20 protein-coding genes are annotated in these 24,628 nt (G+C 54.9%); 15 read left to right on the top strand and 5 right to left on the bottom strand.

The window, feature by feature from the left end:
• Positions 1-53: 53 nt before the first annotated feature.
• Both KF752_18600 and KF752_18595 read left to right on the top strand, forming a co-directional pair.
• A complete protein-coding gene (locus KF752_18600; GenBank protein ID MBX3423571.1) occupies positions 54-488 on the top strand; it encodes a flagellar biosynthesis protein FlgD in 435 nt (144 codons plus the stop codon).
• 61 nt (positions 489-549) lie between these two features.
• On the top strand, positions 550-2,997 hold the full coding sequence (locus KF752_18595; GenBank protein MBX3423570.1) for a flagellar hook-basal body complex protein: 2,448 nt from the start codon (positions 550-552) through the stop codon (positions 2,995-2,997).
• A 15-nt stretch (positions 2,998-3,012) separates the two neighbouring features.
• Here KF752_18595 and KF752_18590 read toward each other — a convergent pair whose 3' ends face one another.
• Both KF752_18590 and KF752_18585 read right to left on the bottom strand, forming a co-directional pair.
• A complete protein-coding gene (locus tag KF752_18590) occupies positions 3,013-4,269 on the bottom strand; it encodes a hypothetical protein (protein MBX3423569.1) in 1,257 nt (418 codons plus the stop codon).
• A 179-nt stretch (positions 4,270-4,448) separates the two neighbouring features.
• Positions 4,449-4,964 (bottom strand): hypothetical protein, encoded by a 516-nt coding sequence (locus KF752_18585; GenBank protein ID MBX3423568.1) that lies wholly within the window; start codon positions 4,962-4,964, stop codon positions 4,449-4,451.
• A 596-nt stretch (positions 4,965-5,560) separates the two neighbouring features.
• On the opposite strand from KF752_18585, the gene KF752_18580 reads away from it, so the two are divergent.
• The 4 genes from KF752_18580 to KF752_18565 all read left to right on the top strand — a co-directional run bounded on the left by KF752_18580 (position 5,561) and on the right by KF752_18565 (position 9,628).
• Positions 5,561-6,724, top strand: coding sequence for a DUF1559 domain-containing protein (locus KF752_18580; GenBank protein MBX3423567.1), 1,164 nt, complete (start codon positions 5,561-5,563; stop codon positions 6,722-6,724).
• Positions 6,725-6,932: 208 nt separating this feature from the next.
• The gene (locus KF752_18575) at positions 6,933-7,385 is read left to right on the top strand and encodes a carboxypeptidase regulatory-like domain-containing protein (protein ID MBX3423566.1); all 453 of its coding nucleotides are present in this window, start codon (positions 6,933-6,935) and stop codon (positions 7,383-7,385) included.
• Positions 7,386-7,760: 375 nt separating this feature from the next.
• Positions 7,761-8,945, top strand: coding sequence for a DUF1559 domain-containing protein (locus KF752_18570; protein MBX3423565.1), 1,185 nt, complete (start codon positions 7,761-7,763; stop codon positions 8,943-8,945).
• Between the two features lie 206 nt (positions 8,946-9,151).
• Complete coding sequence (locus KF752_18565) at positions 9,152-9,628, top strand: hypothetical protein (GenBank protein ID MBX3423564.1); 477 nt, start codon at positions 9,152-9,154, stop codon at positions 9,626-9,628.
• Positions 9,629-9,929: 301 nt separating this feature from the next.
• Here KF752_18565 and KF752_18560 read toward each other — a convergent pair whose 3' ends face one another.
• Positions 9,930-11,852, bottom strand: a complete 1,923-nt coding sequence (locus KF752_18560; protein ID MBX3423563.1) for a hypothetical protein — start codon at positions 11,850-11,852, stop codon at positions 9,930-9,932.
• Between the two features lie 152 nt (positions 11,853-12,004).
• Here KF752_18560 and mnmG point away from each other — a divergent pair, with 152 nt between their 5' ends.
• Complete coding sequence (gene mnmG / locus KF752_18555; GenBank protein ID MBX3423562.1) at positions 12,005-13,849, top strand: tRNA uridine-5-carboxymethylaminomethyl(34) synthesis enzyme MnmG; 1,845 nt, start codon at positions 12,005-12,007, stop codon at positions 13,847-13,849.
• Positions 13,850-13,983: 134 nt separating this feature from the next.
• Here mnmG and KF752_18550 read toward each other — a convergent pair whose 3' ends face one another.
• On the bottom strand, positions 13,984-14,136 hold the full coding sequence (locus KF752_18550; protein ID MBX3423561.1) for a hypothetical protein: 153 nt from the start codon (positions 14,134-14,136) through the stop codon (positions 13,984-13,986).
• 184 nt (positions 14,137-14,320) lie between these two features.
• On the opposite strand from KF752_18550, the gene KF752_18545 reads away from it, so the two are divergent.
• On the top strand, positions 14,321-15,877 hold the full coding sequence (locus KF752_18545) for a YdiU family protein (GenBank protein MBX3423560.1): 1,557 nt from the start codon (positions 14,321-14,323) through the stop codon (positions 15,875-15,877).
• Positions 15,878-15,934: 57 nt separating this feature from the next.
• On the opposite strand, the gene KF752_18540 is transcribed toward KF752_18545, so the two are convergent.
• The gene (locus tag KF752_18540) at positions 15,935-17,020 is read right to left on the bottom strand and encodes an FAD:protein FMN transferase (protein MBX3423559.1); all 1,086 of its coding nucleotides are present in this window, start codon (positions 17,018-17,020) and stop codon (positions 15,935-15,937) included.
• A 287-nt stretch (positions 17,021-17,307) separates the two neighbouring features.
• Here KF752_18540 and KF752_18535 point away from each other — a divergent pair, with 287 nt between their 5' ends.
• From KF752_18535 to KF752_18505, 7 genes are all read left to right on the top strand, one after another.
• Complete coding sequence (locus KF752_18535; protein MBX3423558.1) at positions 17,308-18,411, top strand: formylglycine-generating enzyme family protein; 1,104 nt, start codon at positions 17,308-17,310, stop codon at positions 18,409-18,411.
• Between the two features lie 185 nt (positions 18,412-18,596).
• Positions 18,597-20,000, top strand: a complete 1,404-nt coding sequence (locus KF752_18530) for a Gfo/Idh/MocA family oxidoreductase (protein ID MBX3423557.1) — start codon at positions 18,597-18,599, stop codon at positions 19,998-20,000.
• Positions 20,001-20,300: 300 nt separating this feature from the next.
• Positions 20,301-21,869, top strand: coding sequence for a carboxypeptidase M32 (locus tag KF752_18525; protein ID MBX3423556.1), 1,569 nt, complete (start codon positions 20,301-20,303; stop codon positions 21,867-21,869).
• A gap of 20 nt (positions 21,870-21,889) precedes the next feature.
• Positions 21,890-22,312 (top strand): DUF423 domain-containing protein, encoded by a 423-nt coding sequence (locus KF752_18520; protein MBX3423555.1) that lies wholly within the window; start codon positions 21,890-21,892, stop codon positions 22,310-22,312.
• A 56-nt stretch (positions 22,313-22,368) separates the two neighbouring features.
• The gene (locus KF752_18515) at positions 22,369-23,046 is read left to right on the top strand and encodes a molybdenum cofactor guanylyltransferase (protein MBX3423554.1); all 678 of its coding nucleotides are present in this window, start codon (positions 22,369-22,371) and stop codon (positions 23,044-23,046) included.
• A gap of 328 nt (positions 23,047-23,374) precedes the next feature.
• Positions 23,375-23,695, top strand: a complete 321-nt coding sequence (locus KF752_18510) for a hypothetical protein (protein MBX3423553.1) — start codon at positions 23,375-23,377, stop codon at positions 23,693-23,695.
• Positions 23,696-23,991: 296 nt separating this feature from the next.
• The gene (locus KF752_18505) at positions 23,992-24,567 is read left to right on the top strand and encodes a sigma-70 family RNA polymerase sigma factor (protein ID MBX3423552.1); all 576 of its coding nucleotides are present in this window, start codon (positions 23,992-23,994) and stop codon (positions 24,565-24,567) included.
• Positions 24,568-24,628 lie beyond the last annotated feature (61 nt).

Raw genomic sequence — 24,628 nt, 5'->3', positions numbered from 1 at the left:
TGCAAGACAGTGAACCAACGCGACGAATTGGCCTAACAAACAAGGACCAGCACATGACACGCATTCCCGGAGTAGGCAGTAGCTCCAACAATTCCAACAGCGGTATTCGCGGCAATGATATGCGGGAAGTGGACATGGACCAGTTTATGTCTCTGATGATCACCGAGTTGCAAAACCAAGATCCACTTAATCCGATGGACAATGCTCAAATGCTGGCACAGATCGCCACCATTCGCGAAATCGGAGCCACCAATCAGCTGACGGAAACGTTGACCAACTTTGCGGTTGGCCAAGAGTTATCAATGGCCAGCACGTTGATCGGCAAGAACGTCAACGGGTTGGACACGAACGCAAAAGATGTCAGCGGCGTCGTGGATCGAGTGTCCGTGCAAACCGACCCCACGAATCCATCGTTTCGCAGAGTATCCGTACACATTGGCGATTCAGTTGTCGATATGAAGAACATTCGCCAAATTGTCGCCAATTAATGCTAGCGGTGTAGACAGGCTCGGAGCCATCCGCATCGTCGGCACACGGAGTGGATGACCTATGGGACTCGCATCTGCGCTCAGTACCTCGCTTACCGGGCTAACCGCCGCCGAAACACAGATTGATGTCATCGGCAACAATCTGGCCAATTCGCAAACCGTGGGCTTCAAAGCGTCTCAAGTTCAGTTTGCAACACAATTCTTGCAGACCCTGTCTCTGGGTGCCTCTCCGAGCGTCGACACTGGGGGCACCAACCCCAGGCAAACCGGCTTGGGAGTGCAAGTCGCCGGTATCTCTCCAAATTTTACCCAAGGCACGGTTCAAATCAGCTCTAACGCTTCTGACATGGCTATTCAAGGGGATGGCCTGTTTATCGTTCAAGGTACCAATCAGGAGAAGTTGTATACGCGCTCGGGTATTTTTAGTCTGAATAGCGCTAACGAGCTGGTTACTCCCAACGGTCAGCGCCTACTGGGATACGGTGTCGATGCTCAGTTTCGCGTGCAGTCAACTGAGTTGGTGCCGCTGAACATTCCCCTGGGCAGTGAAGCGGTCGCTCAAGCTACTCAGACGGTAACCATGGAAGGTACACTGACCCCCTTGGGCGACTTGGCTAATACTGCCGAAGTCATCGAAAGCGCGATCTTGGGCAACGCAGCCATACCGCGCCCCGATGGCAGCGGGATAACTCTGGCCAGTGCAACTCGGCCCAGCACTTCCTCAGTCACAGTCGCACACAACCAGGGTGGCGGCTCGCTGGTTGAAGGTTCCAACTATCAATATCGTCTGGTCTATGTCGACTCATCAGGACACGAAGGCCCAGCCAGTAGCACCATCAGCGTGACCGTACCTGTGGGCAATGGTCTACCCGATAATACGATCACACTGGACAATCTGCCCAGCGTACCAGAATATTCGCAACTGCGTATTTACCGTACAGCCGCCAATGGGACTCAGTTTTTTGAGCTGGATACGGTGCCGGTCGGTGGCAGCTACGTCGACAATGGCTCGTTGCCATTGGGGCCAGAACTGAATGCGGCCGACCTGAACGGCAATTACAGCTACATGGTCACCTTCTATCGGGCTGGTGACCCCGAAACGCGGCCCTCTCTGATCAGCGGACCTCAGAATATTGTCAATGGCCGCATACTGCTGGACGGCTTTCCTACGCCGCCAGTTCCGCCTCCCAGCGGCGGCTTCCCGCCTTATGATTCGATCCGCATCTATCGCAATACCGCATCAGATCAGAATTCATTTTATCTGGTCGACACCATCGCTCCGGGGCAGAGCTACACGGACAGTCGCACGGATGCCGAGATCAGCGATTTGAATATTGCAGGCAACAAACGTGTGGACCTGGACGGCCCGCGCATTGATAGTAACACCTTACTGACGGATGTTACGCGTCTCAATGGATTCGTATACGAAAACCCATTCCAGCTCGGTACTCTCAGTTTTGAGGGACGCAAAGGCGGTCGCTCTCTACAGGACAAAACGTATGAGATTACGTCCACCAGCACAGTTCAAGATTTGGTGGACTTCATGCAGCAAGCCATGGGTATCCAGACGAATTCCAACGATTCGGTAAACCCCATGCCCATGTCGGTCAACAACATCGCAGGTGAAACTGGCGAACTGGCCGCTGGTTCCTATATTCGCGATGGTCGCATTCGATTTGTCGGCAACAACGGAGTCGATAACGCGCTGAGCATCGACCTGACTAGTTTTCGCGTCAACCGAACCGGCGGGGGACTGGATATTCCCAATCTGGCCTTCGGATCGGTGCAATCCGCCAAAGGGCAAAGTGCCGTAGCAGAATTTATTACGTATGATTCCTTGGGGATGCCCATCCGCACGCGAGTCACAGCAGTCATGGAAAGCCGCTCTGATTCGGCCACCACCTATCGCTGGTACGCGGACTCAGCCGACAACATGCCCCTTTCTGGTTCGCAAATTGCCGTTGGGACGGGGTTGTTGACTTTTGACGGAGCTGGAAATTTCGTATCGGCCACCAATTCGACCGTGGCCATTGACCGTCGCAATATCCCGAGCGTCTCTCCGCTCCAGTTTTCGCTGGACTTCAGTGGCATGAAAGGATTGGCTGAGCAGCGCGCAACATTAAACGCATCACGGCAAGACGGCTCGCCGCCCGGCAAATTGACCAGCTATATCATTGGTGAAGATGGAACGATTCGCGGCGTGTTCAGCAATGGTATTTCGCGGACCATCGGCGAAATCCGCTTGGCGCGATTCACCAATCCTGAAGGCCTTGAACAACGCGGCCAAAACCTGTTCGCGCAAGGCATTAACACCGGTCTACCCATTGAAGGCAAACCCGGCGAAAACGGGATCGGTACCGTCAGCGCCGGTGCGCTCGAACTATCCAACACCGATATCGGCGGTGACTTAGTGAAGCTGGTGCTGGCATCGACTCAGTATCGAAGCAACGCGCGAGTCATCACCTCCACGCAACAACTGTTCGACGAACTGCTCAACCTGCGACGATAATCGTTGAACGCTGCGCTAGCCCTCGATCGACCTGGGCCGTACGGAGCTGTACAGATCCAAATCGGCTCGACCACCAATCATGCCGAAGACTCGACGTATCTGCTCGTGTATACGACTGATGGGACAGGGCCGATAAACGCTGCTACCGTTGACACCGCCGACGGGTTGCTGCCCACGATCACCAAGCAAATAGAAGTGCGGTTCTCGCGTCACGGCCGCATCGCATGCGCCGCCGTCGCTCCAGGGTTCTAACTGCAAGCTATGATGATAGCCCGCTGCTGGCAGTCGATCGCCGCAGTGAACTAGCCGATCGACTTCGAGCTCCAAAGTCTCATCTGGCCCGGTCTGCAATGTCACCTTCCAGCCTCGTTGACTGGGCGCGATCGCTTCCACGCCCCAAGCCGTCAGCGGCACAATGCGTCGGGAATCGGCCTGGCGGTAAAGCTGTTCCGCACGTTCCACTTCATCGCCATCTACGAAACCGCTGTCGGCTGGCAACTCCAGGACACGTTCCGGTTGCACCAGACGTTTAGGAACCACCCAGAACAAGGTGGTCTCGGGGCTACTCTCGGACTGGGCCAACTGGGCGATCTCCAGGGCGTTCGCCATCGCTGTGTCGTCACTGCCAAACAGCATAATGCGTTGGCCGCTGAACAACGAGCGTTCTTTGCCCAAGATCGGCCGTTTGCCAAGCAGCACCTGCCCAACCACCGCTTGCCAGCCCGCCGGTTGCCCTCCACCGCTTGCCAACTGTTTCCGAACAAACTGACTACCGGAACAGTCCAAAACGATATCTACGATCTGCGAAAAATCGCCGCGCTCGCCGCTATGCAGCAATATGCGAAACTCTTGATCCGCACGTTGGCATATAGCCAGTTCAGCGCTGTTGCTGCAACCCAGCCGACTGATGGACAGGACCGGCGTCCGATTGTTGATCGAGCTATAGAGTAGATCTGTGCGCGCCAATGGCAACAAATATTGCTGAACATACTCGTGGCACGTCGGTACCGCCTGCAAGTCTGGCAATGGATGCTCATGGGCCTCCAGCGCGGCCAGACCTAATGATGTTACCCAGTTGCGCCAGCAGCCAGGCAACCGTCGATTTCCCCAATACGCGAGGCTGTTACCGATTTTGTCGGCATCGTAGACATCCACCGAGTAGCCCAAGAACCGCGCGTATAGTGCGGCTTCGATGCCACAGGGTCCACCGCCGATCACAGCGATGGTTGCCGGAGTATCGATCTCGGTCTCCCAGGGAAGCTGGCCCTGCATCACCCACTCGTTCAACTGTAGCCCTATCCGCACTCAATGACTAGACCGCATCTAAACCACTACGGCTGGCAATCATAGCCGGGATGTCGGCGACTGACGAGTCACCTGAGAAACACAACTACGCTCACTAGAGCGCGGAGCTTGCGTCGGGTGACCCACCACCTTCCTGACGACGGTAGCTACCGGTTATCCTCGCCGGCTTTAATCAATTCAAGCTCAGTTGCCTGTGCCAATTCGCCCTCGACTTCGGAGATGCTATGCAGCAGTAACCGCTCGTCTGCCGTTAGCTTGACGTAACCCAGCTTTTGAATTACTTCAAGAATCTCGCTGCACGTAGGGAACATCCGACCGCTGGCGCGCTTATAGGCATCGATGGCGTGCATGAATTCGATCTCGCAACCGTTATACTCGCGTTCGCAGGTCGTCGGGTCGATCTGTCGGCGACGCTGTTGTTTACGTCGAACTGGCGCTTCTTTGACAGAGTCAGAGGTCTCGGCTTGATTGCACGCTGGCGCATCTACCGATGCGCTGTCATCCGATGCGACAACTGCGGAACGGCGGTCTTGGGCATTGGCGGAACTGCTGGCGGACTTGGGTTTGCTAGATACCTTTGCAGCAGGCTCGGCCCGGCTGTCTCGGTTTCGGCGGCGATCCATCTGAACTTCTTGATCTCCAACGTGGCTCGTCTTCGGCATGATGGCTCCGGGGGCAAAAAAAGGGCGGTGCGGGTGTGATGGATAACCGACGATTACAATCGCAGACGCGACTGAGTAGGCGAATGTGAAACTGTAACCGCTGATAGCCACTATGCCGGTAAAGACGTAGCCGAACAGTTAGAGAAAGCTAGCCTTACAGAAAATCATTACCGTTTGTTCCGATTTCACCGGTAGCCACGTTTACCAGGGCGATGGCAATACACGCAGCAGGCTACCCCCCCCAACAGTGAAGCTCCTTCAGCGTCAACGTCGCCTCCAATGCCCACCGTTAACACCCCAGGGCTCAATTAGCGGAAGATTCTGCACCGTTTTGAGACGCCAAGCAACTATTAACCCTAGACAGGGCCACAAGTAATCGTATCATAGGAAAAGATTTCAGGAATTCTGGCAAGAAAGTATGCAGCACAGCGAATCTTGCTTTACCGAAACAATGGACCGGCATTGTGTCGGACTCGTCCGTTGAGTCGGATGGTCCGGTAGAGAGACTAAGCTGATGGCTGCGGAGTTTGGACTTATCCCCCAACCTATTTTGGGGCTCTGGTTTCCGTTGTTTTTATCTATTGGAGGTTTCACACATGAAGAGCACTCGTAACGAAAGAACCGGCTTTACGCTGGTCGAACTGTTGGTGGTCATCGCCATCATCGGAATTCTGGTCGGTCTGCTGCTACCCGCCGTCCAGGCCGCCCGCGAAGCCGCCCGGCGCATGAGCTGCGGCAATAATTTGAAGCAGTTGGGACTTGCGCTGCATAACCATGCTTCTACCTTCCAAGACCAGTATCCGGCGTGGGTATCTCAAGTTGACAACAATGACCCATCGGTGAAGCTTAATCCGAATGGTAGCCCCAGTATCGTCTTTAATCTCTCACCTCCAGATACTCACCGAGCACCTGGGCCACTTGTTCAGCTACTCCCCTATATGGAGGGCAATGCTCTATTCAGTTACTTTGACCTGAAGAAGCCACAGCTCAGCTTGTGGAATCTGCCTGGCCAACCCGGTGGTGTCAATGGTGGTTTGCTTCCGTCCACTGTGATGAACACTAAGTTGTTTCCCACAACAATATGCCCCTCGTCGCCGGATGCACCGTGTGACTACTACCACCCGGTAACTGCAATTTTGGGTGTCCCAGTAAACACGCCACTGCCTTTACCAAGAACTGATTATGCCGCGATCAGGGGCCTACACGACACGTTTATCCCGTGTATTCCTGGCGCAACCGTCCCAAGCGGCTACTCGCACGAGAACTCACCCATGGCTAACAACGGGATGCTTGGATCTCACATGCTGCCGGGGACTTCTGCTTCTCCCACTAGAAATCACAAGAACTTGTTGAAGTTTAGTGAAGTGACCGACGGCCTCTCGCAAACACTTTGTTTTATTGAAGTTGCTGGTAAGCAGCTTGAGTACTTCCGTGGTAGAGCCACTGGGCGCCCTGCTATCGTTGGGTCAAGCACGAATACTTGGTGGAATGCGTCGGCTGCTGACTGGAGTATTTCAAAGCACGTCCGAGGCCTGAGTGGTGCTGGCAATCCTAGCGACACCAACTTTAATCCTCAAGCTCAAGGGTGCTCATTTATCAACGTCTGGAACGGCACAAACCCCTACTCGTTCCACAGTGGCGGTGTTCAGTCAGTTCGCGGTGACGGCGCGGTGTTTTTCATCTCTGCCTCCATTTCACCGGCTGCCTTTGGTGCGTTAGTAACGCGCAACGGTGGCGAAATTGAAGGCTCAGCTAACTGAGCATGTCCTGGATTAAAGCAGTTAACTCAAACAGGCGAGTCCCCCAACTGTGGAACTCGCCTGTTTGATTACAATGGCGAGCGTTTCTCCGCTTCAGGGGTTAACCCGACCGCCTGAATAATTTCAAATGTAACTTCTACCGATATCAACAGAGATCGGGCAGTTTTTTCCATCCACACAATTCCCTAGCTTCCTCAGAGAGTTGATTATGCGATACGGATTCCGCTTGTTAACCGAACAGAAATTATATTCCCTGAGGATTCTTTCGCTGATTTGGGTACTGAGTCTGACAGGCTGCGGTAGCTCATTGGTGGAAGTCAGTGGTACCGTCTCGGTTGACGGCAAGCCAACGCCGGGAGTAAATTTGAGATTCTACCCTCAAGGAACTCAAGCCGACGCGGCTCCATCTTCTACAACCTCGGACGAGGGAGGCAGTTTTTCTTTGACGACAAATATGGAGCCGGGACTACCCAAGGGCAGCTACAAGGTAACTGCTGATTGGCCAGATCCGAAGCACAAGGCCAAACAGGTCGGGATTTACAGCGAACCAGACTCTCCGCGTGACCTTCTGAAAGGCAAATACGCCAGCTCCTCGGATATTGTGTTCGAGATTACCGGTCCGACAAAGGAGCTCAAGGTCGATCTGACGACCAGCAAATAGGCATTCCGTTCAGCCAGTGGATAATTCCGGGGCCCCAAGTTGATTGATTCACCTTGTGGGCCCTTTTCTTTTGGCCTGAGTCGATCGTGGTGTAGTAACTAGGATTTACATCCTGGCAACTGTTCCGTTCTCAGATCGGGCCAGCAACCTCCAATTGTGACCGCCAGCTGCCGCCTATTAGCACTGGCGACCACCACTACGACCAGCAGTCCCCCCCTAAGTCGCCATAAGGGGGTATCAAACCACCAAATTTTGTCTTCGCCGCGACGTTCTGTCCTGGACAGCCGTTTGGAAATGCTTACGATAAAAGATGAGCCCGATCTCCAATTTGGACTAGAGGGTAATTATTTTCTTTTAATGCTCTGGGAGGTTCTTATGAAACGTTCATCGGTCAAGGCTGGCTTTACGCTGGTCGAGCTGTTGGTGGTGATTGCCATCATCGGCATCTTGGTAGGGCTACTCCTACCTGCAGTTCAGGCAGCTCGCGAGGCTGCTCGCAGAATGAGTTGCGGTAACAATCTCAAGCAGATTGGGATCGCGCTGCACAATTACGGCTCCACCTACACCGAGAAATTCCCGTGCTGGGCCTATCAGGTCGGAGTTAATGAATCTGGTGCTGACTTGTCTAAGAATCCGATGGCAGATCTTGCAGCGCCAGACACTCGACGCGGTATGCCCGCTATTGGCCAGTTGGCTCCCTTCATGGAGCAGGACAATTTGTTCAAGATGTTCGACCATACTATGCCGTTGTTTTCCAGACGCAACTTGCCGGCGTCTGTACCAGGTTGGTCGGAAGGCATCGTTCCGATAACTGTGCATAAGGTGAACTTGATACCCACCTTTGTATGTCCATCGGCACCAGAATCGGGATCTAATTATGCGACATGGGCCAAAGCGCTCACACCCTCGGTAGCGGATCCATGGATTCTTCCCAGAACCGACTATGCTCCAATACGAGGAGTGACCCCTGAATTCTTAGTTGTGGTAAACAATGCACTGCCGGTCGGATCGAAAATCCTTCCGACAGGTAGTCCACCTGCGAACTGCACTCGCGATAATCCACTTTGTAACAGCGGCATGCTAGGTGCACCAGAAGGACCAGCCGTTACGGTTTCAGGACGCCAAGAATGGTCCATGATCGTAAACAAGAAGACCATTAAGTACGGTGAAATCACTGACGGCCTATCCAATACGATTGCATTTGTTGAATTGGGTGGGAAGCAAGATCGTTGGTATCGCGGCAGGTTGGTTGAACCCAATAGCACGTTGAATTCATCCATGGTCGATTGGAACGTGGCCCGTCATATTCGTATATTGGCCCCTATCAACCCCACAGCGACGCCAAATCCCACTCACGCTGACCGTAACAACCAGACTGGCGGATCTCAATTTCTTAATGTTTACAATGAAGACAACCCGTATTCATTCCACGCCGGTGGAATGAATACACTCCGCGGCGACGGTTCTGTATCGTTCGTCGGTCAGAACTTTGACCTGGTAACTTTCTACGCTCTAATCACCCGCAATGACAGTTTGTCTGTTGCCTTGAGTGGAAACTAGTTGTTTTGGGCGCTGAGTTTTGGTTTTAGTGTCACTGTAACAGTTCTCATGAAAGCGAGTGCGCCACAGAGGTGTGCTCGCTTTTTTTGCACCTGAGCGAGAACTGACCACTTGCTCTAAGACGCAGATTACGTTTTTAATTGCGATTCACTTCTTCCGGCCAGTTGTGTTTATTCGATTTCTATTTGCGAGATAGGAGAGAGTTCATGATGGACATTAAATGTCATCACCGTTTAGGATCTAACCCAACCAGACATTTCCATTCAACTATTGCGATGGCAATACTGATTGCATGCGCGGGTTGCGGAGGAGGTCCCAAACTTCACAAAGTCACCGGCACCGTCAATGTAGATGGCAAGCCGGCAGGTGGTGTCGGGCTGACGATGTACAAATTTGGCACCAATGAGTTCGTGTCGAGTGCTGTCTCGAGTTCCGACGGCTCATTCCAACCCTTTTCAATTTGGGAAAATGAAAGTCTACCAGGTATCCCCGCTGGCAAATACTCGATTGCGGCAACATATCCTGATCCAAAATTCAAAGCTCCGAAGACCACCATGGGCGCAACCCCGCCGGACCCACCCGACCTTTTCAATGGCAAATATGCGTTAGCATCATCAAACGTGACTATTGAAATTGAATCAGACGCTTCGGCACCGGTCGTCGAGTTGTCTACGAAGAAATAGCGCCGGGATTCTCCAATTTTGCACTGTCAGATTTTTGTAGCTCTCCGGGCGATGCGTCAGTACGGAGAGCTGGGCGGTGCAAGATTTGCGGAAAATCGTAGAGCAAGCTGACCGCGACGGGTATTCTTAGAATGCAAGATGTCTCGCCGCGCGCAGGCGCATCTGCTCACTGATCGAGCAGGGGGTGTTTCGCGGGCGATACTTTTGGGGGCCAATTCGATTGGCCCAGAGAATTGCCCCTCGAGCCTGCGCCCACCGTGGCGTTCGCCCACTGAACAGTCCCAACGAAGCCGGAGCGCAATCAAGGCGACAGAATGGGTCGTAGACCTTGAATCCGTCCACGCGGAGTTGCACCTTTGATGTCGATGGGCAATTCAAGTCGATGCATGCCAACATTACCTGCTTTGTCGATGGCTTGGACCATCAGGTAGATTCGTGAAGTAAGCTCCGCAGGGATTTTCCACAGGTAAAGACCGCTGTTCTTTTGGTTGTTGGCCAGCGCTGTCCAAGGGCCTTCAGGCGAAGTGCTGTAGGACAGGTTGATCGGTAAGTCGGCTAGATCGGCGTCCGTGCATTGGTAGTCGATCACCAACATCCCGGCCTCAGAACCTTCGCCATAGATCGCGCGACTGATCTTGCAGTAGGGCACCTGCGTATCTACATGAACCCACACATCGGCATCTTCACCGGACTTTGGCTGGCCCAGAACAAATCCGTTTTGTCCGACTAGAACCATGCGGAAGCCGAATTTGCCATCGTTGGCAACTCGGACATCAAACGGGCTAGTACGATCCGGATCGACTCCCCATTTTTGCCAATTTTGTCCCAAATCTTCCGTACCCCACAATTCAACTTCTGCAAGCGCGGTGCCCCCCATAGCTTCGACCGAATAGTCCAAGCTAAAGGTCCGCGCTTTGCAGAAGAATGGATGCTGTGCATCGACCGGCTGATAGCCTTGATCGCTCGTGTTGTGTTCCCCTTGGCGCTGAACTACCTGCTCTGTTGTCATCTTGTCGCTTGTCTCAGCTGCCGACGGTGGGTCAATCTGAGGTGACTGACTGCCTGAATCGCCCAGCGTCAACTCCTGGGTCTGTTGCTTAACTTCCAATTGCTTTCCAGGATGGGGCGCTGGCGATGATGCTTGGGCTTGCATTGGCTCCGGCAGAGGAAGTTCCTCAAACGACGAGGGTTTAGATTGGTTGGGTATCAGATCTAAATCCGCTTGGCTGGCTGCCAGTCGTCCCGGTCTGGCCCCCAAGCGATCGAGTGGAGATGACTCCGCTTTTGGTGGATTGGACGGTGGCAGAGTGGTCAATGACTTAGTGGGAAATCGTGTCGCACCCGACTGTGCCCAAGTGTTGCCCTGTGGTCCTGCACTCCCAGCAGCATCCATTTCCCAGCGCACCGCGCCGGGTATATCTGGGATGACTGCCTGACGACCATCGGCCACCGCAGCATTACCGCGAGTGCTGGCCAACTGCATATCGCTGATCCCAGCCGTGCGTGGCATCGCAAACCGGTAGCTGGCCTGTCCGCTGTTGAGTGCGTGATCGAGAACGCTAAAGACGATCGCTACTTCCCGGCAGAGCGGTAGCCTTAGCTCGACTTGCCCGTGGTAGCTGTCTCCGACCGGTGCGAGAGTTTGTACTGGTACTTCCCGCCATTCGGTTTCACGATCCGTGCGAACTCGCAAGGTCGCCGAGTCCAGGTTGAGGTTCTGGTCGGAGGCCGTCAAGTCAACAATCAGATTGCCGTTGGCATCCAGTTCCGCCTGGACTTCCACGCGAGGTTCGGTCGTGTCCACGGCGACTCGCATTGGCGGATTAGGGCTAACAAAGGCAACTCCCGCTGCGTCGACTGTTTGGACTGCAAATAGGTATTCGCCCTCAGCAGCCGCACGGAATTCAAAAAAACTGGCTTCTGGTCCCGCGCTGCCGTGATGCTGCCAACTCCTTCCGCTGTCTGTCGAAACATACAAACGAACTTCTGACGGAATCACGCCAGTTCGATCGATGCTAAAGGGGATATGAAACTGGGCAAACGAAAGATAAACTGGACCAGCACCTTCCGATTTAGGTCCGGATGTTTCACTGCGGTTGGCAGGGGCTTGCGCAACCGATGGCGACTGGCCACACATGGCGACTAGCCCGCAGGACAGGACCGCTGACAGCGTCCAGCGACGCAGCTTGTGGCGGTTCCGTGGATTGGTGACCAGTCGGTTCATGCGCAATGTATCTATGGGCGGCGCTACAGCAGAATTGCTTATCTGCTTTATGTCGGTCGCGGAAAGCTGCCTTCATAATTAAAATGCACCGCTTCTATCGGATCGAACACTGACGCCCAATGCTAGCTCCCGGCCCCGCCTGCTGGAAAACCATGCCATCAAATCCATCTCCATCAATCACTTATGACTACGACATCGTCGTGGTCGGAGCCGGCCACGCCGGAACCGAAGCGGCGACTGCCGCCGCCCGCTTGGGTGCCAAGGTGGCGTTGCTCTCGGGCAGCTTGGATACCGTTGGACAGATGAGCTGTAATCCGGCTGTCGGGGGAGTTGCCAAAGGACAAATTGTGCGCGAGATCGACGCGTTGGGCGGACTGATGGGTCAAGCCATCGACGCCACTGGCATTCAATTCCGTTTGCTTAATCGCCGCAAGGGACCGGCCATGCACAGCCCTCGCGCACAGGCTGACAAGCGGGCTTACCAACAGTGGATCAAGGAAGCGGTGGAAGCTTACCCCAACATCTCGCTGATCCAAGAGACCGTCGAGGACTTGATCATCCAGTGCGCTGAGGGTCAGCTACCGATAATCTGTGGAGTTCGCGTGCGCGGCGATGCAGCCTACCGCGCTTCGGCAGTTGTTTTGACCACCGGCACATTCTTGCAAGCGGTGATGCATACGGGCGAAGCCAAAACTGAAGGCGGAAGGGCAGGGGAGGGCACCACGCGCGGCATCAGCGGTGCGCTGAGGCGCCTGGGCATTCGCCTGGATCGCTTCAAAACCGGCACGCCACCGAGATTGGATGCCAAGACTATCGACTTCTCGCAAACTGAATTGCAACCTGGTGACGACCACCCTCAAGCTTTTTCATTTTTAACCGCTGCATTGCCCACACCGCAGTTGCCCTGCTACATCACTTATACAAATTCTGCGGTACACGATCTGATCCGTGCAAACTTGCATCGCGCTCCCATGTACAGCGGTCAGATTCAGTCCACAGGTCCGCGCTACTGCCCATCGATCGAGGATAAGATAGTTCGTTTTGCCGATAAGGATCGCCATCAACTATTTTTGGAGCCAGAAGGCCGGCGTACTACCGAAATCTACGTCAATGGAATCTCGACCAGCTTGCCCCGCGACGTGCAGCATGGCGTCCTAAGACTGATTCCCGGACTGCAGCGGGCTCAGATCATGCGCTATGGTTATGCCGTTGAGTACGATTACTGCCCACCTGAACAATTGTGGCCCAGCTTGGAATCAAAACTGGTTTCGGGACTGTTTTTCGCCGGACAGATCAACGGCACGACTGGCTACGAAGAAGCGGGGGGACAGGGACTGTTGGCGGGTGCCAACGCCGCGCTTAAATTGAAAGGACGCCCACCGTTGATACTATCCCGCGATCAAGCTTACTTGGGTGTCTTGATCGACGACCTGGTAACGCGCGGTGTTGATGAACCTTATCGCATGTTCACAAGTCGCGCCGAATATCGACTGCTGCTGCGACACGATAATGCAGATCGACGGCTGACCCGGCTGGGATATGAATTGGGCATGGTCTCTCAAGCTCGCTGGCAACGGCTAAGCAGTAAAGAGGACGATATTGCTCGAGCGCTGCATCTACTGGCAGAACTGCGAGTCGATTCAATAGATGGTTTGAAGTACCTGCGGCGCAACGAAGTCACTTGGGACGAAATGTGCCAACGTCAACCGCAACTGGTAGCGTTCGATGAGCAAGTGGTCGATCAAGTGATATGGGACGTACGCTATGCCGGGTATATCGACCGACAGCAACAGCAAATTGATCGCCAACAGCGGATGGCGGCCAAGCGTATTCCACTAGAATTCGACTATCAGTCGATTCGCGGACTGCGCACTGAAGCACGTCAAAAACTCCAAAAAATTCGCCCGATCAATTTTGATCAGGCTGGGCGAATCAGTGGCATCACGCCTGCCGACTTGGCGCTGTTGTTAGCGCATGTCGAAAATAAGAAATCGTGAAACATTTCAGCCGCGAAGTGCGACTTGAAGGCTGGGACCAGTGGAACCGATGAAAACCCAATCTGTAATACCTAAGCACACCTATGCACAAATAATGTGGTACAACTGAAGAACCAACCACAGGTCTACAGGACTTACAGGATGATCGACGATCCGACTTGCAGGTTAGAGAAATCACTGAGAAAATCAGCGGTTGTCCGTTCGAAGTTATCAATGAGTTGGCAGCCAGCAATCCGAAACTCGAATACAAACGATTCACACAACACAGGTGATTCTATCAGCGACATGCAATCCTCCTGTCCATCAATATTCATTCATATTGTTTGACAACTTGTGGATGGGTGCATAGAACTCTACAAGAGCGACAATGGTCGTTCAGAAACAATCGGTTCAGCCCTGCGCCGGCCCACCACCTTCACTACGCGACCGCAAACACAAATTGCCTTAGGCGATGCAGGGAAGTGAATTGCCATGAACGAATGCGACCTAGGCGGACAGTCTGACAACCAACGGAATGACAACGCTCAAGCTGCAACCAGCCACGTTGTACCGACCGGCCCGCTGGCCAATGAAGATTCTACAGTTGGTTGGAATCTACAAAACAGTTACGCGCGCCTGCCTCCAGACTTTTTTCAGTTGGTTCAGCCCACGCCTGTCAGCAATCCGACTCTGGTCCTATTGAACGTGACAGTCGCCAGGACGCTGGGGCTGGACCCCGCGCGACTGACCGATACCTCGGCAGTTGACGTTTTTGCGGGCAATCGGTTGCCTCCTAACAGTATGCCTTTGGCACAAGCCTATGCGGGGCATCAGTTTGGCGGCTTTACCATGCTGGGCGACGGTCGCGCGATTCTGCTTGGCGAACAGCTAACGCCCACTGGTCGCCTGCTGGACATACAGCTTAAGGGCGGTGGATTGACCGCCTATTCACGGCAAGGCGACGGCCGGGCAGCACTCGGCCCAATGCTTCGTGAATACATCATCAGCCACGCCATGCAAGCCTTGGGCATCCCGACTACGCTCAGCTTGGCGGTAGTGCAAACCGGCCAAGCAGTCTACCGCCAACAAGTAGAACCGGGAGCCGTGCTGACTCGAGTTGCCGCCAGCCATCTACGCGTCGGGACCTTTCAGTATGCCGCAGCATTGCAACAGCCGCGCCTATTGCAGAACTTGGCTGACTACGCCATTGATCGCCACTATCCGGAATTGACCGGTTCCAAGGAAATTTATCGGCGGTTCTTGCGCAGTGTCGTCGCCAGCCAAGCCGCACTTATTGCGCGCTGGATGCAGGTCGGTTTTATTCACGGCGTGATGAATACCGACAACATGTCGATTGCCGGTGAAACGATCGACTATGGGCCGTGCGCGTTCATGAATGCTTATAGTCCACACACCGTGTTCAGTTCCATTGATCACCAAGGGCGTTACGCTTACGGCAATCAACCTCGGATAGCGCAGTGGAATCTGGCTCGGTTTGCAGAGTCGCTGCTCCCGCTACTGGACCAAGACCCAAACACCGCCATCGACAAGGCGACCGAGGAGCTTGAGCAATTTGCGATGATCTATCGGCAACATTGGCTGGAAGGGTTTGGCAATAAGCTCGGGCTCCCCAGTGCGGGTGAGGACGATGTGCAGCTCATAGAATCGCTACTGCAATGGATGGCAAGTCAACAGGTGGATTTTACTGTTACCTTCCGCGACTTGGCCGAGCTGCGTTGCCAAGGAGGTCCCTATGACTCACCTGAGTTCCAGCAGTGGCTGAGCCATTGGCGACAGCGAGTTGTGGTGACTGGTCAATCCTGGGCGAAAGTCCAAGAACGAATGCAGCAGCACAATCCCGTCGTCATTCCGCGCAACCATTGCGTGGAAGAAGCTCTCAGCGCCGCTGTACTGCGGCAAGACAAGGGACCGCTTGAGAATCTATTGGCCGCTCTCGCGCGGCCCTATGACAAACTTGACTCCAATGTTGCCTACCGTAGCCCGCCTCCCGGGGGCGACGCGGGGTACTGTACGTTTTGCGGGACATAACATTGAACCACCTGCCCTGCGGGCCGTACCAGCCGTTGCCCGCGCGGTGACAAGTGGTTACTGCGATCGCGGAAATGACTCAGTAGCGATGACTTCGAGTTCTGCATACTGGCTGGCGCGAAGAGCTGCGGTGCCTTCGTATTTTGAAAGCAACCGCTTAAAGTCTTGCCAGTCAGCAATACATCCGATCGTGGCCAGCGCGTCGGCTGCCAGTGCAGAGGGAGCTAACACCGTCACTGCCAGCGGTCCTGGCACGCCATAGCCCGTGCGCGGATCGAGAATGTGACTGCGGCGCTGGCCATCGACGGTGACGAACTGCCACAAGTCGCCACTGGTCGCGATGGCGATGTCGCGCACTTCAATACGCCGCAGAGGCTGGCCTTCTGGCGACAAGCCTGAGACGGCAATCCTCCAGCCGGCTCGACCCGACGGCGGCTCTCCACAACGCATGTTGCCGCTGATGTTAACCAGGCAACACGACAACTCGTGATGTTGTAGAAGGTCAAAGACTCGATCGACAATATAGCCCTTGCCAATGGCGCCAAAATCTAGTCGCATATCGGAGAATGCGATCGTGGCGGTACGTCTGTCCGCGTCTAAATCAATATATTTCCAGCCGCAGCGCTCAAGCGCTTGCTGGACTTCGTGCTCGGTCGGAACGCGGCCGGCGCGGCGATATCTGCGCCATAGTTGCGTTAGCCGGCCTAAACTACAGTCCAACGCCCCTTTGGAATTGCGATTCCATGAGTCAGCCGCTGCCAACATCTCCCACAAGGTGTCGGAGACATGGGCAGGCTGCCCGACAGCTAGCTCTGTCAGGCGGCGTGCCTCGCTGTTGGCATCGTAGTCGGTCAGCACAGCCGCCAGCTCCACAACCAACGTTTGTGCTTCGCGAAAAGCCGCCTCGACTCGTAGTCTGTCGCCATGATAGACCGTCAATTCGACGAGCGTTCCCATGGCTGGAAAGGTTGCTGTGTGGCCGTCACCAACATCGGACTTAGGAGCCGTAATGGTTAGTGAACTCTCAGGACCTACGGTGGGTGGGGCAGCTTGACCTGCTGGCTGAGCCGGCAAAAAATCTTGCGGGATCAGGCAATACAGGAGCAGCAGGAGGATGCGTTTCAAGTAGAATGTGAGGTTCATGAGTCCCGCCCGACTAGAGTGCTCGCGACCCAAGAATTCTCCAACCGCGACCAGCCAGTATTCTAGTCGAAATCGGATTTTCAGTCCTGCCCGCCCCCCGCCACACACTGTGTTGCACCTTGAGCAACATCCAATTACCCGCTACTTGTCCCAGTCCATCCCACCTCGATGTAATCTGCCGGACAATGACTTTGTTTTTGACTACTGGAATGAGAAACATTTACTGGCTCCCGACCGATCAACTGCACCTGTTGGCAACCAAGTTGGCGCTATGGTTGATGGTTCTGATGACCTGCCTAATGGGCCAACCGGCACTTTCCCAAGATTCCGCATCGTCGGACAGCGCAGCCAGCGATGCCCGGCAGCCAATTCCTCCGATCGCCGTTCCCGATGCCGACGCGACCAGTGAATCAGAGATGAAGCCTTACGACGAATTCTTGGAACATGCAGACGTCAAATTTCGCTTCGTGCCCATTCCCAGTGGCACATTTCTGATGGGCAGCCCTGATGACGAACCGGGACGGCGCGACGACGAAGGACCACAGCGAGAAGTGACCGTCTCGGCCTTTTGGATGTCCGCCATGGAAATCTCTTGGGACGTGTACGACGTCTGGGCGGCGGACACGGATATCTTTCGCATGAAAGCTCTGAACCTCAAGCCGACGCCGCGCGACGCATTGGCCGAAAAATACCAACTCTCACAACCCACCAAGCCCTACACCGATATGTCGTTCGGTATGGGAACGCGTGGCTATCCGGCCATCTGTATGACGCAACATTCCTGCCGCGTCTTCTGCAAGTGGCTGACTGAAAAGACCGGTCGCTACTACCGTCTGCCAACCGAAGCCGAATGGGAATACGCGTGCCGCGCCGGTACGACGACTGCCTATTCCTTTGGCGACGATCCAGATGACTTGGATGATTATGCTTGGACGTTTAATAACACTGAAGAAGGCTACGAGAAGGTCGGCAGGAAGAAGCCTAACGCGTGGGGCTTGCATGACATGCACGGCAACGTGGCTGAATGGGTCTTGGACCAGTATGATGAAGCCGGTTACACGTTGGTCACCGATCAACCCCTTGATCCACTGGCAGTTCCCAAGACCCTGGACCCACGTGTGGTGCGTGGTGGCGGGTGGAATCAGTTTGCCGAGGACTGCCGTAGTGCCGCCCGCCAGGGTTCAACCGAAGATTGGAAACGTCAAGACCCACAAATTCCCAAGAGCATTTGGTATCTGACCGATGCTCTGCATGTGGGCTTTCGAGTCGTCCGACCACTAGTCGAGCCCAGCCAACAAGAGAAAGATGACAAATGGGAAAAATCCGAACCGGTCCAGGTCGAGCGTACCGGCCCCAAAGCAAACATCGACACCAAGGACTTGAGTAAGTGATTCACGGGGGCGCTTGCAGACATGTAGGGTAGGACCAGCAGGCCGACGCAAGTGTGATAGTAGGCCCATTGCTTATGAAAAGCAGCAAAGAACGTTGAAAGTGATTGGTCGGCTTGCGACGGCCCACCCATTGCAATGACTCGCCAGACAATCCATTAACAATTCGATTCACAGGAGCATTCGACATGACTACGCATATTCAATCTGAACAAGCATCCTCAATTCAAGAGCCATCCAATCGACGCGGATTCCTGCGAGATTCGGCCACCGCCACTGCCGCCACGGCGCTAGTAGCAGGAGCCATGCGAACCGTTCACGCTGCCGACGATGAAACGATCCAAGTGGCGCTCGTCGGTTGCGGTGGTCGCGGATCGGGAGCTGCGACCAACGCTCTATCGGTGCCCAACGAACCGATGAAGCTGGTTGCCATGGCTGATGTATTCGACAATCGGCTGCAATCCAGTTTCCAAGGCTTGTCAGGCCAGCTTGGTGACAAAGTTGATGTGCCGGAAGATCGCCGATTTATTGGTTTCGACGCGTACAAGCTGGCTATGGATTGTTTGCGTCCAGGCGACGTGGTGATTCTGACAACGCCGCCGGCCTTTCGCTGGGTTCAATTCCGCTATGCCATCGAGCGTGGACTCAATGTGTTTATGGAAAAGCCAGTTACGGTCGATGCGCCTACCAGTAAACGCATGTTGGAGTTGTCGAAACTGGCTGACGCCAAAAACATCAAAGCCGCTGTGGGTTTGATGTGCCGCCACTGTGAAGCGCGCCACGAACTGGTCAAGCGCATTCGCGATGGCGAAATCGGCGATGTGTTGATGCTGCGCGCCTATCGCATGGCAGGCCCAACCGGCTCAGCTGCTACCGGCCCGAAGCCAGAAGGCATCAGTGAACTGGATTACCAGATCCAGCGTTTCCATTCCTTCCTGTGGCTCAGCGGTGGAGCGTTCAGCGACTTTCTGATCCATAATATCGACGAGTGTTGCTGGATCAAAGATGCCTGGCCGGTAGAAGCCATCGGTTCTGGAGGCCGACATTATCGCGGCGAAGACATTGACCAAAATTTTGATACTTACTCGGTTGAGTATACCTTTGAAGATGGTACCAAGCTGTTTCTAAACGGTCGTACCATTCCGGGCTGCCACAATGAGTTTGCCAGCTTTGTGCATGGATCAAAACGCTGTGCCACGATTTCTGCTCGCGGGCATTCACCGGCTCATTGCCGAATTTACAACGGCCAGCGCTTCAACCGCTCTGAAATCGCCTGGCGGTTCGATCGTGGCGAGCCCAACCCGTATCAACTGGAGTGGAACAACTTGATCGCGGCTATTCGCAATAACACTCCCTACAACGAAGTACCGCGCGGCGTAATGGCCAGTCTGGTGACCAGCATGGGGCGCATGGCTTGCCATACCGGCCAACGGATTACCCTCGAAGAGTTCATGGAGCATGACCACGAATTCGCTCCGGGGATCGACCAGCTGACTCCGACCAGCCCTTCGCCGCTGCCCGCCAGTGCCGATGGCAAGTACCCCGTCCCCATGCCCGGCATCGTCACGAACCGCGAGTATGCCAGCGCCTAACCGCGTGACAACGCCTCGCGATTGCTAGGACATTCGCGCGGACAATGGCAATTCGCAGTTCGCGCGGCCCGGTGCGCACGCCGGTTATACGAGAATGACCATGAAGCAATTCGTAGAGTGAGACCTGCCGGGCCAGCGCAAGCTGCTCGATAATTGCTCCTACGTAGTAAACGCGAGAAAGGTCATTCAACTCCGGTAGCATTGGCCTCGCACCGGTCCACCATCTGCGAGTAAAGCATTCGGCTTAAACGGTCAGTAACAATTCTAGCTGCAGTTCAACACAGGAAGGATCACTAGCCAATGGATGCGCTGACGGAACTGGAGGCACTTTTTCAGGATGCTCGCCAAACAGCAATGCTGGAGGCGACGCAAGCACTGCTGGAATGGGATGACCGAACAGGCTTACCCACTCAGGCCGGAGCGTACCGCGCCGAGCAGATCACGCAGCTCAGCGGTATGATCCATCAGCGCCAGGTGGCTCCTGAGTACGCCGAGCGTCTGCAAAAATTGAACGCGAAGGCTGATTCGCTTGACTTAACTCTTCAGCAAGCAAGTTCTCTGCGGCTCCTGTATCGCGAATATCACAAGAATGCTCGCTTGCCAACCGACTTGGTTCAGGCACTGGCTCGCGCTACCGTGCTGGGACAACAAGCTTGGGAAACGGCGCGTCATCAAGATGACTGGTCGCTGTTTCGTCCTCACCTGCAGCAGATCGTGCAGCTCAAGCGACAGCAGGCCCAACTGCTGCACGACGGCGGCTCGCTGTACGACTCGCTGCTAGATCAATACGAAATGGGGGCTCGCACGGGCGAAGTCAGTGAGCCTACGGTAGACGGTGCGCCATCCAATTTGGAAGAATCTGTCACTAACTTGCAGGCCGTTTTCGCAGCCCTGCGGGATGCACTGGCAGAACTTGTGCAGGTGCTGGGCGGTGCCCCTCGACGCCCTGCTGGACGAACATGGCAGCGTCCGATTGACGTCGCATGTCAACGAAAAACTAGTCGTTGGATATCCGAGCAGATTGGCTACAGCTTTCAGCGCGGTAGATTGGATGAGACCAGCCATCCGTTTTGCACCACGCTGGGACCTCACGATTGCAGAATACTGACGCGGTACCAGCCAGAGTATTTCCCCTGCGGATTCTACGGCACACTGCACGAGGCCGGCCACGGTCTGTATGAACAGGGACTGCTTACCGATTGGTACGGCCTGCCAGCCGGCAAGTATGTCAGCTTGGGCGTGCATGAATCGCAGTCGCGCTTGTGGGAGAATTTCGTTGGGCGCAGTCAGGCGTTTTGGCGATGGGCCTTTCCGCCGCTTTCAAAAATGGTCGGTGGAGCCTGGGATGGCCTGAGCGCTGATGACATTTATGGCGATGTGAATCTGGTCTGGCCGTCGTTGATTCGTGTCGAAGCGGATGAAGTCACCTACAACCTGCACATCCTGATTCGCTTCGAGCTGGAACAACAGCTTATTGGTGGTCAACTGACCGTCGACGATGCTCCAGAGGCTTGGAATCAGCGCTACCAGCACTACCTGGGCATCAATCCACCTTCGCCGCGTGATGGCATCTTGCAGGATGTACACTGGAGCGCCGGCCTGATCGGATATTTCCCTACCTACACACTGGGCAATCTGTATGCAGCTCAATTGATGCAGGCCGCCCAACGCGATGTGGGAGACCTGGAGCAACGGATAGGGCAGGGCGATTTTGAACCTCTGCTGGAGTGGCTTAGATCAAAGATTCATGCTCTGGGCGCTTGTTACGTACCCGCCGAATTGATTCACATGACGACGGGCCAACCACTCAGTCATCAGCCTCTGATTGACTATCTGCGATCTAAATTGTTTCCTCTGTACGGCCTGTGATCGATTTCGGCGAGCAACTTATGTCCAGAGTTATCATCATTGCGGCGGGAATCGTCGGTGGATTGTCGGTCATGCTCGGAGCCTACGCAGCCCACGGTTTGCCTGAGAACCTTCAGCGACAGGCGCTCGAGCCGGATGCAATCGTCAAGCGAGTGCAGCAATGCGAGGTAGGCGTACGGTATCAAATGGTGCATAGCGTCGCGTTGTTGGCGCTGGGACTATCGGCAGTCAGTCGCCGTCGGCCTGCGCAACTGGCAGCGGTCTTGTGGATGTTGGGAATTGCGCTGTTCTGTGGTGGACTGTACAGCATCTCTTTGCTGGGTGTGCTTGGCCATTGGGCCATCGTACCGAGCGGTGGATTGTGCTTGATGATCGGCTGGCTGTGCATCGTATGGTTGGGAATTGGTCGAAGCCATGGAAATCCTGCCGACGATCGGAAATAATTTCTCGCTCCACCGTCTAGCGACGGTGGCTACAGTTCTATAAGTAGCGCCCCACGATGGTCCCCTCAGTTGAAAAGTCGTCAGGCGACCTACCACCTGCGTATATTTTGGCCGGAGGCCGCAGTCGCAGATTCCCCGATGACAAGGCCCGAGCCATCGTTGCTGGACAGCCGCAGTTGCTGCGATTGCGCGATCAATTACGCAGCCAGGGCCACGACTGTTGGATCATTGCCGATAGGAGCGACCGCTATCACGATTTAGGCATCCAGTCGCTGGTAGACCTCGACCCCGGTACTGGCCCGCTGGGAGGGCTCGTCACCGCGCTGGACCATCGCCTTCAGCGATATGGACCAGGATGGATTCTACTGCTGGCCTGTGATCAATTCTTATGGCGCGCCGCGTGGCTACTGCCCATTCAAGACCTCTGGAATCCCTCGCATACCTCTGAGGAACCTACTGTTCCCTATCAGATCGTCATTTGGCAATTAGACGGCCCACGGTCGAGCGATCCCATCACCATGATTCCTGGACTGTATCACACGCGGTTGTTGTCGCAACTTCGACAGCGTTGGCAAGCCGGCGACCGCGCATTGAAATCGCTCGCTGCCGATGCTAGTGTTTCAATTCATTCACGATCCACCGCCACCCCTCCAAGCCATTTTGCGTTCAACACCCCGCAGCAACTTGAGCAGTTGCTGGATACCCATACGCCAGAGGGATCTCCAACCGAATAGGGCAGGATTTTGGGAGATTTCCGAAAAATCTCCAGAATTCATGTGAACCTGGCTGCTTGAGTGCCGTCTTACCTACTAGAACTTGGGCGGGTGGTAGCGCCGCCGGTGTTGTCCCGTGGGGATGAAATTGGCGGATTTTTCACTCCTAGCCGTTTTCCGTTTGTGAAAACGGTGGTCCTGAGTTAAGCTCTTTACTGCCTTCCCTGCGGGGAGGGCAACCCAAGGGCGGGGGCTTTACGGCCTGTTACCGATGCCATGTGTGTATCGGCCCGTGTTTAATTTTGTCTCTCTCAGTTCACGTCCCAGGATGGCGTGGCGGAGGAATATCATGCGTAGCACAAATATTAACAGCTCAATCACATCCACATTCAGTCGCATTGCCGGCTGCCTGGTGAATGCTACGAGCGTGCTGCGTCATATCCTCCAGCTCACCGCGATGCGTGAACTTGCTGGGTTTCGGCGATCAACGCGCCGGCCAGCCTATAAATGCTCGACAGCCTATGGGCGCAGTCAGCATTTTGGGCATCAATCGGGCTTTCATGCCGGATTGATATGGCCAACAAGCGCTGTGGTGGCCGTGTCTGTATGCCCGGTGGCCGTGGCGGTTCAGGCCGCCAGATTGGATGAGGTCAGACGACGTTTGGGATAAACTCCCGACAGGTCTGACAAGGAAAATGCGGCTTGGACCAAGAACTTCAAGCTTGCAGACAGGTGTGAGAAGCTCGTTAAAGATTGCCCGCTGAGGTTCGCTCGACGCGTCCCCAGGGCAACAATTGCCAAGCCTCTCATCCACGCAAACCCTAATCAGCGCTCCGCTACCTCAGTTTGTAGCTGACGATCGCTGAATCGGGATGCGACCAACCATCAAAGCCAGTCTACACCGGCCTCGTGTGATTCGGTCACCCACACCGACACTGGCCGGAAAATGAGAGAGAGTCAGTGATCATGATCGTAGAAGCAGAAGAGTCTATTACTTGCCAGTCGCTGGTGGACTTAGTCCTGGATGCCAAGCGGGGCGATCGTCAGGCCCAGTGCCAGTTGTACGAGCGATACTACCAGTCGACGCTGGCGTTGGCCTTTCGCAAGCTGGGGAATTGGGACGAGGCCGAAGAGTTGGTCCAGGATGTCTTCATCCAGGCGTTCCAGCGAATCGAGCAGTTGCGGATGCCTGAAGCCTTCGGCGGCTGGCTGCGTCAAATCGTGCGGCGCATGGCCATCAATCGGCTGACTCGCCGCAGCGCGGTTGGATGTGCAGATGTTGATGCGATGGAACACGAAGACTTGGGGGCGCGCAATCCTCTGGATATTCTGCTGCGTAACGAACGCTGTCAGCAGGTACACAGCAGCCTGGAACGGCTAGGGGAGACCGACCGTCAGACATTAGAAGCATTTTACATGGGCGGCCAGTCGTTGATTGAAATGGCGGCCTATTTTGAAGCTCCAATCGGAACGATCAAGCGGCGATTGCACATCGCGCGCAAGCGTTTGGCCGCAGAGATCGAGAGCGTTCAGGCCATCTAGCTTTTTTCGCGGAGTTGACGGTCAACTCACTAGTATGGCAACTGAGCACCGCAGGCCAGGT

It is taken from the genome of Pirellulaceae bacterium (genome assembly GCA_019636385.1).
Lineage (GTDB): Bacteria > Planctomycetota > Planctomycetia > Pirellulales > Pirellulaceae > Aureliella.
This window is presented reverse-complemented; position numbering and strand designations above follow the sequence as displayed.